Here is a 12,251-nt window from a genome sequence, read left to right on the forward strand (position 1 = left end):
AATAATTATTAATTAGTGAACAACCACTGTCTTTTCGTTCATGACGTTCACTTGAGATTTTAGTAACTCAGATGCAGGGTCATCTGGGCATTGGTCGATAAAGTACTGATAGTCCGTTGCTGCAACTTGATGACAGTCTAACTGCTGATAAATAAAGCCACGGTCACGGATTTCATATGGGTCATCCGGCACAAACGTTAACGCAAGATCAGTACACTTCAATGCAAGCGTATAACGCTCTTCTCGCAGTAATGCACTCTTAAGTAACGCTAGCCACTTACCAATAATCGTTGGGTGGTCAGCCACTTCTAAGTGCTCAGCTTTCACCTTAGCCAATGGGCCATCATGCCCAATGAGCCATGCTCGTAAAGTTTGCACGCCAACATACTCACCGTTGTAAGGGTTAATATAGACGGCAGCTTGCCCGAACCAACTTACTTTAAGTAAGAATTGAGTTGGGAAAGATACACCCTCTACAGGGAAGCCTAGCTTGCGACCTAGAAAAAGAAAGATTGCGCCAAGGCTCACTGGAATGCCTTTTTTTCTCTCAAGCACTTTATCGATGAATGCGTTTTCCGAAGAAAAATACGCATCTTTATCGCCAGCAAAACCCCACTCATAAAAGAATAGTCGAATAAAGGATTCAAACTTCTGCTGCTCATCCGTTTCGTTAACCAAAGCAAACTCGGCGTCTTTTAACAATCTCGCCAGCTCTTGCTCCGCCCAACTGTCTTGAGTTTCTGGGTTAATCGCTTTATTTAAGATCAATGCACCTTCAGCTAACTCTAGCTGGTCAAAGTCTTCATCAAAAAATTCGTACATACGTCATTAACCGAAAAATGTTGGTGTCTTCGTCATTGCAATTTTGCCTGCCATCGCTAACCAGCCTAGTGCACCAAAGAAAGAGAAAACTCTCAATAGCTTGTTTTTACCTAACTTAAGCGCAAAGAAGCCCAGTGCGATGTAAGCCATAACACAAGTTAGTTTTTCGGTTAACCATGGCGCTGCTGGTGTAAATGGAATAAAGCCAGTGATAAAAATCAAACCAATACCCGAAAGCAGCAGCAACGAGTCATTGATATGAGGGAAACGCTGCAAGAAAGGATGCTTAAGCTTTGGTGAGTTAACCATCATCAGAGCGAAACGAATCGAAAGAAGTAGCGCGCTTATAGCAATCGTTAATAGGTGAAAATGTTTTAAACCTTCGTACATGGTATTCCTTTATATTTTTATATGTGCTTTCGTTAACACGAGCCACACAATACCCGTTAATGCCCTGTATTTCTGCGTTAATTCTCTGTATTTCCGCGTTAAATGCATTATCGAATTAAATGTATTTTCGAGTTAAAGGTATCAATTTGGCAAGTTCATCATCTATTGCTCACAAGATAATTAACAGCAGCCTATGGACAGTAACGACCTAATGTCACTCGATCATTACCACCGTAATCTTTCTCTGTCACAACGTCGAGATAACCAAGCGCCTGCATAATCTCACGTACGGCCAAGCCTTGGTCATAGCCGTGCTCAAATGCTAGCCAGCCTTCGCTTTCTAAAAAGCCTCGAGCGTTTTCAGAGATATATCGAATATCCGCAAGCCCTTTTTCTTCAGCAACTAATGCTGTGATTGGCTCAAAACGCACATCACCTTGAGATAAGTGAGGATCGTTCTTCTCAATGTAAGGTGGGTTAGAAACAATCAAAGAGAACTTCACTGCTTCAGAACTCACAGCGCTCAATGGCTCAAACCAACTGCCGTGTAAAAAGGTGACGTTGGTGATATTCAAGCGTTGTGCATTTTCTGTCGCAAGTTGCTGCGCTTCAGGGCGAAGATCAATGCCCGTCACTGGTCGATTCGGCATTTCAGACGCCAATGCTAACGCGATAGCACCTGTGCCCGTGCCTAAATCTAGAATCGCACCTTGTTTGCCGTAGGTTTTATCCAAAGCGACTTCAACCAAACGCTCGGTATCCGGACGCGGGATTAATGTAGAAGGAGAAACTTTTAGCGGCAGCGACCAAAACTCACGTTCACCGACAATATAAGCCACAGGCTCACCGGTCAAACGACGTTTTAGAAGGGCGTTGAATTCGGACTCTTGTTCTGAAGTGAGGTGCTTCTCAGGCCAAGTCAGTAGGTAAGATCTAGGTTTATCTAAAGCGTGACAAAGCAGTACCGCAGCATCAATCGAGGGCGATGTGTTATCGCCCTCTTGAAGCTTTACGATTGCTGACTTTAAAGCACTTTCAACCGTATATGCTGACTGCATAGTAATTAGTTGTGCTCAGCAAGTGCTGCTAGTTGATCGGCTTGGTGCTCTTGTAGAACAGGATCAAGCAGGCTTTGCATATCACCTTCCAAAACTTCGTTCAGGCGGTAGATAGTTAAGTTGATGCGGTGATCAGAAACACGACCTTGAGGGTAGTTGTACGTACGAATACGGTCACTACGGTCACCAGAACCTAATAGGTTACGACGTGTATCTGAAATCGCAGCAGCACGACGCTCTTCTTCAGCTTGAACGATACGAGCCGCAAGAACAGCCATCGCTTTCGCTTTGTTTTTATGCTGAGAACGCTCGTCTTGACACTCTACTACGGTACCTGTTGGCAAGTGAGTAATACGGATGGCTGAATCCGTGGTGTTAACGTGCTGACCACCCGCGCCAGATGCACGGAAAGTATCAATTTTAAGATCCCCAGCTTTAATTTCTGGTAGATCAGCTTCTGGGATCTCAGGCATAACCGCAACAGTACATGCTGATGTATGAACACGACCTTGAGACTCAGTCTCAGGTACACGTTGTACACGGTGACCGCCAGACTCGAACTTCATTGTGCCGTAAACAGCGTCGCCACTGATTTTAGCGATCATCTCTTTAAAGCCGCCCTGCTCTGAAACATTACTGCTCATCACTTCAACGCGCCAACCTTTTTTCTCGGCAAATCTAGAGTACATGCGGAAAAGGTTACCCGCAAAAATACCCGCTTCATCACCACCAGCACCGGCACGAATCTCTAAGAAACAGTTACGCTCATCGTTTGGATCTTTTGGAATCAGAAGAATTTGCAGCTCATCAGTCAGACGTTCAATGTTCGCTTTCGCATCTTTGATCTCTTCTTGAGCCATTTCGCGCATTTCTGCGTCGTCTTCATTTGCCATCTCTTCAGCAGCTTCTAAATCTTCTTGAGCTTGCTGGTATGATTTGAAACACCCCGTCACCTCTTCTAATTGAGAATACTCTTTTGACAAGGCACGGAATTTGTCTTGATTCCCAAGTACATCGGGATCACCAAGTAGATGTTGAACTTCTTCATAGCGTTCAACAAGTGTTTCAAGCTTTATTAGAATCGAGGCTTTCATAATGTCTTATTCTGTTGGAGGTCGAATATTATTGAGGGTTTTCTAAGCCCAAACTCTGTCTAATGACCATTAATTTTGCAGGTTCTCCTTGCTCAGCTGCACTTTGAAGTGCACGCGTTGGAGCATGGATCAATTTGTTTGTGAGCTTATTACTTAGCTCAAGTAAGACTTTCTCAGGGTCACCGCCAGCAGCAAGTGATTGTAAACTCTTACTTAATAATTCTTCTCGGATTTCATTGGCCGATTTACGGTAATCACGAATACTGTCTACCGCTTGCAGTGAACGCATCCAACTCATGAACGCGGCGCTTTCTTCACTAACTATTGCTTCAGCTTGAATCGCTTCTACTTTTCGTTGTTCGATATTGCCATCAACGATCGACTGCAAATCGTCAACGGAATATAGGTAGGCATCATTCAGATCGCCGACCTGAGATTCCACATCACGAGGAACGGCAATATCAACCAACAACATAGGTTGATGTTTTCTTGTTTTAAGTGCCGTCTCTACCATCCCCTTACCAATAATAGGCAGTGGGCTTGCGGTTGAGCTGATCACGATATCCGCTCTATGCAAATGGTCAGGAATCTCATTCAGGCTGATCACTTCAGCACCAAACTCTTCTGCCAGCCCTAAAGCACGCTCACGAGTTCGGTTAGCTACAATCATCTTGGTGCAGCCATTAGCTGAAAGGTGTTTAGCCACCAATTCAATCGTCTCACCCGCACCAACCAATAACACAGTTGAATCGGCAATCGACTCAAAGATGTGTTTGGCTAATGTACAGGCTGCGTAAGCAACAGAAACTGCGCTTCCGCCGATTTCAGTTTCCGTTCGAACACGCTTGGCGACAGAAAATGATTTCTGGAACAGTTTCTCCATGGAAGCATCAACAGATTTGTTCTCTCGCGAGTCCGTATAAGCTTGCTTCACCTGACCTAAGATCTGCGGTTCACCCAACACCAAAGAGTCCAAACCACAAGCTACGCGCATTAAATGTTTAATCGCGGCTTGTTCTTCATGGATGTAGATACTCGGTTTTAATTCTTCAGGGCTAACTTGATGAAATACAGACAGCCAATCGATCAACTTGTTTTTTGCCACGCCTTTGACGTCACAATACACTTCAGTTCGATTACAGGTAGAAAGTATGACACTTCCATTTACGTGTGCATTTGCGTTAAGTTGCTTAAGTGCCTCAGATAATTTATCTGGACCAAAAGCGACTTTTTCTCGCAATTCAACCGACGCTGTATTGTGATTGATACCTACGGCAAGCAAAGACATGTATCAGAAGTTCTCGATCAGGGAATGGAAACAAGGGGCGAATTTTACTTGATGCATGGCTCTATTTAAAGAGCAAGCGGGATTTGTTTTCCTGACTTCGTGAATTCAATGCTATAGTTGAGACGTTTTTTAGATAAATTTGAACAAGTTGTGAGCAAATATGAGCAAGCTTCGTAAAATCACGTCTCTTATTTTTATAACCATAATTATGGTGGGTTGCTCGTCTATCCCAGAACAACCGACCAGCGTCGAGTGGCAAAGTCACCAAAACCGCCTTCTACAGATAGAAAACTACCAAGCCTCAGGCAAGCTCGCTTACATTTCTCCTGAGCAACGCCAAAGCCTAAATTTCATTTGGAAACATTCACCAAATCAGAGTCAATTAAGACTGACCACTTTCCTTGGTCAAACCGCCTTGAACCTCACAATTGACAGTTCGGGTGCCAAGGTAGTCACTTATGACGATCAGGTATTCACCCATGCAAGTGCATCTGTATTGGTAGAGCAACTTACTGGATTACAGATCCCTATAGATCACCTGCCGCAATGGTTCCTTGGCATTCCAGATCAAGCAGATAGCTACCAACTCAACAGTACTAACACGCTTGAATCTCTGTCTAAACAAGTCAGCAGTCAATTGTGGACACTGAATTTTGCTAACTATCGCAATACAGAAATGCCGAGTAAGCGACTAGCTGATGAAGGCAACGCGAACGTGGAGACGATTCCGCTACCTACTCGATTATCATTCAAACAAGACAATAACAAAATCAACATTGTAGTTTCGAAGTGGACACTGAAAAAATGATAACAACGCCAACGCACTGGCCTTCGCCAGCTAAGCTGAATTTATTTCTCTATATCACAGGCCGACGCGACAATGGCTATCACGAACTTCAGACCCTATTTCAGTTTGTCGAGTTTGGCGATGAACTGACGGTTACTGCAAATCAAGAAACCAGTGCGATCACAATAACTCCTGAAATCCCAGGTGTTGCACTGGAAGATAATCTTATTTGGAAAGCCGCAACTGCCCTTCAACAATATACATCGACGACTTTCGGTGCGGATATTCAGTTAAAGAAAGTGCTTCCTATGGGAGGTGGCATTGGCGGAGGCTCTTCAAATGCCGCAACCGTGTTGGTCGCTCTCAACCATTTATGGCAACTCAACCTGTCTGATGACCAGTTAGCAGAGATTGGCTTAAAGCTTGGTGCAGACGTTCCGGTCTTCGTTCGAGGCCACGCCGCCTTTGCTGAAGGTGTTGGCGAACAATTACAACCCGCTAATCCGGATGAAAAATGGTATCTCGTTGTAAAGCCTCAAGTGAGCATAGCAACTGTAGACATATTCACACATTCAGAATTAACTCGAAATACGCCGAAGCGAGCACTATCAACGCTTCTAGAGCAAGAATACGTAAACGATTGCGAAAAAATTGTGCGAATGCTGTACCCAGAGGTTGATAAGCAACTTTCATGGCTGCTACAATACGCGCCGTCGAGATTGACTGGTACGGGTTCATGCGTTTTTGCTGAATTTAGCAGCAAAAAAGAAGCCGAATCGGTGCTAGAGCAACTGCCTGACACAGTTTCCGCGTTTGTCGCGAGAGGACGAAACATTTCTCCTTTAAAAGAAACTTTGGCTGAATACCAATCAGCCCACCCACAATCTATTTAAAACTGGACGCAACCCGAGGTTTCCACCGTGCCTGATATGAAGCTATTTGCTGGTAACGCAACACCTGAACTAGCCCAACGTATTGCTGATCGTCTATACATCTCTCTTGGCGATGCTACTGTAGACCGTTTTTCTGATGGCGAAGTCGCTGTTCAAATCAATGAAAACGTTCGTGGTAGCGATGTATTCCTGATTCAATCAACTTGTGCACCAACCAATGACAACCTTATGGAATTGGTGGTAATGATTGACGCAATGCGCCGTGCTTCTGCTGGCCGTATTACTGCTGTAATCCCTTACTTCGGTTATGCCCGTCAAGATCGTCGTGTACGTTCTGCTCGTGTGCCTATTACTGCAAAAGTTGTTGCAGATTTCCTTTCTAACGTTGGTGTTGACCGCGTTCTTACTATCGACCTACACGCAGAGCAAATTCAAGGCTTCTTCGATGTACCTGTTGATAACATCTTCGGCACTCCAGTTCTTCTAGAAGACATGGCTAACCGTGGCCTAGAAAACCCAGTAGTGGTTTCTCCAGACCTTGGTGGTGTTGTACGTGCTCGTGCAACGGCTAAAGCGCTAGGTGATGTTGACATCGCTATCGTTGATAAGCGTCGTCCACGTGCTAACGTTTCTGAAGTAATGAACCTAATCGGTGATGTTGAAGGTCGTGACTGTGTGATCGTTGATGACATGATCGATACTGGTGGCACACTGTGTAAAGCAGCTGAAGCGCTTAAAGAGCGCGGTGCTAAGCGTGTATTCGCTTACGCTACTCATGCTGTATTCTCTGGTACTGCTGCAGAAAACATCCGTAATTCAGTTCTAGACCAAGTTATTGTTACTGATTCAATCAAGCTTTCTCCAGAGATGGCTGCGACAGGCAAAGTTACTGAGCTAAGCCTTTCTCGCATGCTTGCTGAAGCGATTCGCCGCATCAGCAACGAAGAATCAATCTCAGCGATGTTTAACTAATCAAAGCTCTATAGCTTTTTTACAAAAGCTTTGTTTTAGAAACTCGTTAGAGAAAGACATTAAGCACTTCATTGAATGAAGTGCTTTTTTTATGTCTAACCAATATTAAGCCGCAATTCACCACAGTCAGGAATCACAGTGTTGCTATCAGCTAGCTCGCACCTTTTTCATAAACTGTGATATCATACGGCGCTTTTTGAAATCCCAAGAGAGATCCATACCTTGAGCCAACAAATAAAACTTCTCGTTGGACTGGCTAATCCAGGTCCAGAATACGCCAAAACTCGCCACAATGCGGGTGCTTGGGTAGTTGAAGAATTAGCGCGTGTACATAACGTGACACTAAAGAACGAACCAAAGTTCTTTGGCCTAACGGGTCGTATCATGGTTCATGGTGAAGATCTTCGCTTGCTGATCCCAACGACTTTTATGAACTTGTCAGGCAAAGCTGTTGCTGCCTTAGCAAAGTTCTACCAAATTAAACCAGAAGAGATCATGGTCGCTCACGATGAGTTAGATCTTCCTCCTGGTATTGGGAAGTTTAAAAAAGGTGGTGGTCATGGTGGACATAATGGTCTGAAAGACATCATCAGCAAGCAGGGTAACAATAAAGAATTCTATCGTCTTAGATTAGGCATTGGCCATCCAGGACACAAAGATAAAGTTGCAGGTTATGTATTAGGTAAAGCTCCTGCTAAAGAGCAAGAGTGTATCGAGGCTGTCGTTGACGAATCGGTTCGTAGCCTAGACATCTTATTAAAAGATGGCCTACCAAAAGCACAAAATCGCTTACATACGTTCAAAGCAGAATAAGGTTTATATCATGGGTTTTAAATGTGGCATCGTTGGTCTACCAAACGTTGGTAAGTCAACTCTGTTTAACGCACTGACTAAAGCAGGCATCGAAGCAGCAAACTTTCCATTTTGTACGATCGAACCAAACACAGGTATCGTTCCGGTTCCAGATCTACGCTTAGATGCATTAGCAAAAATTGTTAATCCACAGAAGATCCTTCCAACGACAATGGAATTCGTAGATATCGCTGGCCTAGTTGCTGGCGCATCTAAAGGTGAAGGTCTAGGTAACAAATTCCTAGCTAACATCCGCGAAACTGATGCTATCGGTCACGTTGTACGCTGCTTTGAAAACGAAAACATCGTTCACGTTTCAGGCAAAGTATCTCCAATCGAAGATATCGAAGTGATCAACCTTGAGCTTGCTCTTGCCGATCTAGATAGCTGTGAACGTGCAATCTTCCGTAATGCTAAAAAAGCAAAAGGCGGAGATAAAGACGCTAAATTTGAAACTACAGTTCTTGAAAAGCTTCTACCTATCCTGACAGAAGGTGGTATGGCTCGTACTGTTGAACTTGGCAAAGAAGAAGTAGCAGCAATCGACTACCTTAACTTCCTAACGCTTAAGCCAACAATGTACATTGCAAACGTTGCTGAAGATGGTTTTGAAAACAACCCTTACCTAGACGCCGTTCGCGAATATGCAGAAAAAGAGAACAACGTTGTTGTTGCTGTGTGTGCTGCAATCGAATCTGAACTTTCTGAGCTTGACGATGAAGATCGTGAAGAGTTTCTAGCTGACATGGGCATCGAAGAACCAGGCCTTAACCGAGTAATCCGCTCTGGTTACGAGCTACTGACTCTTCAAACTTACTTTACTGCCGGTGTTAAAGAAGTTCGTGCTTGGACTATTCCTATCGGTGCAACAGCACCGCAAGCAGCTGGTAAGATCCACACCGACTTCGAGAAAGGTTTCATCCGTGCAGAAGTAGTTGGCTACGAACATTTCATCGAATTTGGCGGTGAAAGCGGAGCAAAAGATGCAGGTAAATGGCGTCTTGAAGGCAAAGAATACGTCGTTAAAGATGGTGACGTAGTTCACTTCCGCTTCAACGTATAATTCTGATTAAACATCTAGAAAAAAGGCCAGTGAATTCACTGGCCTTTTTGTTTTCCCCCTTTAGAAATAGCCCCACATCCAAAACTTAACTTCCTATATATATCGCCTTTTAGACCTGTTTTTTGTCGACAAATACACCTCTTTGCCTAAAAAGAAACCGAACAGATGTTTATTCGCGATTTATTCAAAAAAAAAGTTGACGGGTTTCGCTCAACTCCGCATAATGCGCCCCGTTCACAACGAAGCGGCAACGTCTCGAAATGAGCAACAATTTGGAAATGGCTACTTAGCTCAGTTGGTTAGAGCACATCACTCATAATGATGGGGTCGCAGGTTCGAATCCCGCAGTAGCCACCATTTCCTAAGCACTCTGTTTGTTATTAAACATCTGTCTCTTAACAACAAAGAGTTTTTAGGAAAGTAAAGCGGTCGTGGCGGAATTGGTAGACGCACCAGATTTAGGTTCTGGCGCCGAGAGGTGTGAGAGTTCAAGTCTCTCCGACCGCACCATATTGAGATGTCTTAATTGACATCATTGTTGGGCTATCGCCAAGCGGTAAGGCACTGGCTTTTGATGCCAGCATTCCCTGGTTCGAATCCAGGTAGCCCAGCCACAATTTAAAGTGTAATTATCTTTAAAAAGATAATGGCATTGAAAGCGAGATTATATTATATTACTTCGCTCTCAGATGGCTACTTAGCTCAGTTGGTTAGAGCACATCACTCATAATGATGGGGTCGCAGGTTCGAATCCCGCAGTAGCCACCATTCTTTCTTTATGAAAGAAAAAGTACAAACAACGTTATATTGAATTACCAATGTCAGTATAGCTATAAAGATTTGCTGCGGTCGTGGCGGAATTGGTAGACGCACCAGATTTAGGTTCTGGCGCCGAGAGGTGTGAGAGTTCAAGTCTCTCCGACCGCACCATTATTTAGATATCTTAAATGATATCACTGTTGGGCTATCGCCAAGCGGTAAGGCACTGGCTTTTGATGCCAGCATTCCCTGGTTCGAATCCAGGTAGCCCAGCCATTACAACGTTACTTAGACAAACCATAAGTCTTCTTAACTATATACTCTTCGCTAAGCTCTTTGCTTAGTTGAGAGGAAAGCTTTGCTGCGGTCGTGGCGGAATTGGTAGACGCACCAGATTTAGGTTCTGGCGCCGAGAGGTGTGAGAGTTCAAGTCTCTCCGACCGCACCATTATTTCTCTTTAATTAGAGATAAAATAGTGAATACACAAAATTCATTATTGGCTACTTAGCTCAGTTGGTTAGAGCACATCACTCATAATGATGGGGTCGCAGGTTCGAATCCCGCAGTAGCCACCATTCTTTCTTTATGAAAGAAAAAGTACAAACAACGTTATATTGAATTACCAATATCGATATAACTATACTCTTCGCTAGAGTAAAAGCTTTGCTGCGGTCGTGGCGGAATTGGTAGACGCACCAGATTTAGGTTCTGGCGCCGAGAGGTGTGAGAGTTCAAGTCTCTCCGACCGCACCATTATTTAGATATCTTAATTGATATCCTGTTGGGCTATCGCCAAGCGGTAAGGCACTGGCTTTTGATGCCAGCATTCCCTGGTTCGAATCCAGGTAGCCCAGCCACTATTTAAACTCTTTGTTTTTGCTTAGCTTGTTTTAAAGCTAAATAACAGACCAAGAGCACAACGTTAAATCGAATCACCAATGTCGATATAACTATAAAGATTTGCTGCGGTCGTGGCGGAATTGGTAGACGCACCAGATTTAGGTTCTGGCGCCGAGAGGTGTGAGAGTTCAAGTCTCTCCGACCGCACCATCATTGAATAAAACCCAGCTTTTTAGCTGGGTTTTGTTTTATCTGGAATATGCAATTCTGCTAGCCAAGTCACCAAGTATTCTCTCCTATAACCTCACTTTTAATACGATTTTATAAGACAATGTCTGCTCCACTTTCTAATTGAGTATGACTGCCTATGAAAACCCTCCCATTAACGATCGGTTGCTACACGGATACGCCAAGTAAAAGCCAAGGTGTCTATCAAACTCAGTTAGATCTAGAAACAGGAAAACTATTACCTCTAGAGCTTATTGCCGAATGTCATAACCCCTCTTTTATCACCGCGACAAAGTCTGGGATCTATACAGCATCTGAGGTTGAACAAAAGAAACTGCCGAAACTCATTCATATACCTAATGTTGATTCACAAATTGCGTCCAATACAGGCCTTATCTCGGGAGATCACCCCTGCCACGTTGCGATAGATCCACACAATAAGTTTGCTATCACTTCCCAATACTCGTCAGGTACATTTGATATCTTTAGCCTAAGTATCAATGGCAACATCGATAAACGACTCAAAACAACCAAGATGGTTGGCTCAGGGCCGAACAAAGAGAGACAAACTAGCCCACACGCCCATCAATGTTTGTTCTTACAAAACTCACCACAGTTTGTGACTGTCGATCTCGGCACCGATCGAATCAACTTCTATTGCTTTGACGAAGAGCAAGAAGAATTCCTTGATGAGCCAATGCAGTCTATTAAAGCGCCCGCAGGAAATGGAACTCGCCACCTAATCTTCAACAAAGCTGAAGACAAAGCCTATGTAATCTGTGAGCTCTCTGAAACGATATTGATTTTGGAAAAGTCTTTAGGTATTTGGAATATAGTGGATGAGGTTGATGCCTTACCTAATATGGAGAAGGGAGAAGCCGCAGCTGCGATTAAGCTATCCCCTGATGAGCAATTCCTTTATGTGTCCTGTCGACACCAATCAAGAATCAGCAGCTTCGAAGTCGATTCTGAGACTCAAAAACTGACTTTCATTGACAGCTACGACGTTGAAGGAAAATTCCCGAGAGACTTTCATATTACTGACAATGGACAATGGCTTGTCGCCGCAAACCAACACTCCAACAACATCACCTCATTCAAGCGTAACATTGAAGATGGTTCTCTGACCTATACCGGTTACTCGTTAGACCTTGATGCACCAGTTTGTGTTACTCAGCAACAATAAGCATTACAACAAAAACAA

At 43.9% G+C, this 12,251-nt stretch carries 11 protein-coding genes and 11 tRNA genes; 17 read left to right on the plus strand and 5 right to left on the minus strand.

What is annotated here, in order from left to right:
- Window positions 1–12: 12 nt before the first annotated feature.
- From BCU75_RS12445 to hemA, 5 genes are all read right to left on the minus strand, one after another.
- A complete protein-coding gene (locus BCU75_RS12445) occupies window positions 13–822 on the minus strand; it encodes a SirB1 family protein (protein ID WP_017103967.1) in 810 nt (269 codons plus the stop codon).
- 6 nt (window positions 823–828) lie between these two features.
- Window positions 829–1,212 carry a SirB2 family protein gene (locus BCU75_RS12450; protein ID WP_004736238.1) on the minus strand — a complete coding sequence of 128 codons (384 nt, stop codon included), beginning with the start codon at window positions 1,210–1,212 and terminating at the stop codon, window positions 829–831.
- Between the two features lie 191 nt (window positions 1,213–1,403).
- Window positions 1,404–2,270 (minus strand): peptide chain release factor N(5)-glutamine methyltransferase, encoded by an 867-nt coding sequence (prmC, locus tag BCU75_RS12455; RefSeq protein ID WP_102474036.1) that lies wholly within the window; start codon window positions 2,268–2,270, stop codon window positions 1,404–1,406.
- 5 nt (window positions 2,271–2,275) lie between these two features.
- Complete coding sequence (gene prfA, locus BCU75_RS12460) at window positions 2,276–3,364, minus strand: peptide chain release factor 1 (protein WP_102465784.1); 1,089 nt, start codon at window positions 3,362–3,364, stop codon at window positions 2,276–2,278.
- Window positions 3,365–3,392: 28 nt separating this feature from the next.
- On the minus strand, window positions 3,393–4,652 hold the full coding sequence (hemA, locus tag BCU75_RS12465; protein ID WP_076678155.1) for a glutamyl-tRNA reductase: 1,260 nt from the start codon (window positions 4,650–4,652) through the stop codon (window positions 3,393–3,395).
- 160 nt (window positions 4,653–4,812) lie between these two features.
- On the opposite strand from hemA, the gene lolB reads away from it, so the two are divergent.
- The 17 genes from lolB to BCU75_RS12550 all read left to right on the plus strand — a co-directional run bounded on the left by lolB (window position 4,813) and on the right by BCU75_RS12550 (window position 12,233).
- Window positions 4,813–5,460, plus strand: a complete 648-nt coding sequence (gene lolB / locus BCU75_RS12470) for a lipoprotein insertase outer membrane protein LolB (protein WP_102474037.1) — start codon at window positions 4,813–4,815, stop codon at window positions 5,458–5,460.
- Window positions 5,457–6,332: a 4-(cytidine 5'-diphospho)-2-C-methyl-D-erythritol kinase gene (gene ispE / locus BCU75_RS12475; protein ID WP_102474038.1), complete on the plus strand. Its 876-nt coding sequence runs from the start codon at window positions 5,457–5,459 to the stop codon at window positions 6,330–6,332. The genes lolB and ispE overlap by 4 nt, the downstream gene beginning before the upstream one ends.
- 27 nt (window positions 6,333–6,359) lie before the next feature.
- Window positions 6,360–7,304 (plus strand): ribose-phosphate pyrophosphokinase, encoded by a 945-nt coding sequence (locus BCU75_RS12480; RefSeq protein WP_012603389.1) that lies wholly within the window; start codon window positions 6,360–6,362, stop codon window positions 7,302–7,304.
- Window positions 7,305–7,526: 222 nt separating this feature from the next.
- Window positions 7,527–8,117 (plus strand): aminoacyl-tRNA hydrolase, encoded by a 591-nt coding sequence (gene pth, locus BCU75_RS12485; RefSeq protein ID WP_010439162.1) that lies wholly within the window; start codon window positions 7,527–7,529, stop codon window positions 8,115–8,117.
- 10 nt (window positions 8,118–8,127) lie between these two features.
- On the plus strand, window positions 8,128–9,219 hold the full coding sequence (gene ychF / locus BCU75_RS12490) for a redox-regulated ATPase YchF (RefSeq protein WP_102474039.1): 1,092 nt from the start codon (window positions 8,128–8,130) through the stop codon (window positions 9,217–9,219).
- 280 nt (window positions 9,220–9,499) lie between these two features.
- Window positions 9,500–9,576: transfer RNA gene (locus BCU75_RS12495), tRNA-Met, on the plus strand.
- Between the two features lie 68 nt (window positions 9,577–9,644).
- Window positions 9,645–9,729: transfer RNA gene (locus tag BCU75_RS12500), tRNA-Leu, on the plus strand.
- A 29-nt stretch (window positions 9,730–9,758) separates the two neighbouring features.
- Window positions 9,759–9,833: transfer RNA gene (locus BCU75_RS12505), tRNA-Gln, on the plus strand.
- 77 nt (window positions 9,834–9,910) lie between these two features.
- Window positions 9,911–9,987 (plus strand) — tRNA-Met (locus BCU75_RS12510).
- Window positions 9,988–10,064: 77 nt separating this feature from the next.
- Window positions 10,065–10,149 (plus strand) — tRNA-Leu (locus tag BCU75_RS12515).
- A 30-nt stretch (window positions 10,150–10,179) separates the two neighbouring features.
- Window positions 10,180–10,254: transfer RNA gene (locus BCU75_RS12520), tRNA-Gln, on the plus strand.
- A gap of 87 nt (window positions 10,255–10,341) precedes the next feature.
- Window positions 10,342–10,426, plus strand: a tRNA-Leu gene (locus BCU75_RS12525).
- Between the two features lie 51 nt (window positions 10,427–10,477).
- A tRNA-Met gene (locus tag BCU75_RS12530) sits at window positions 10,478–10,554 on the plus strand.
- 93 nt (window positions 10,555–10,647) lie between these two features.
- Window positions 10,648–10,732, plus strand: a tRNA-Leu gene (locus BCU75_RS12535).
- A gap of 29 nt (window positions 10,733–10,761) precedes the next feature.
- Window positions 10,762–10,836, plus strand: a tRNA-Gln gene (locus BCU75_RS12540).
- Between the two features lie 108 nt (window positions 10,837–10,944).
- Window positions 10,945–11,029 (plus strand) — tRNA-Leu (locus tag BCU75_RS12545).
- Window positions 11,030–11,186: 157 nt separating this feature from the next.
- Window positions 11,187–12,233, plus strand: a complete 1,047-nt coding sequence (locus BCU75_RS12550) for a lactonase family protein (RefSeq protein WP_102474040.1) — start codon at window positions 11,187–11,189, stop codon at window positions 12,231–12,233.
- Window positions 12,234–12,251 lie beyond the last annotated feature (18 nt).

Origin of the sequence: Vibrio splendidus (assembly GCF_002873455.1) — a bacterium.
Classification (GTDB): domain Bacteria; phylum Pseudomonadota; class Gammaproteobacteria; order Enterobacterales; family Vibrionaceae; genus Vibrio; species Vibrio splendidus_J.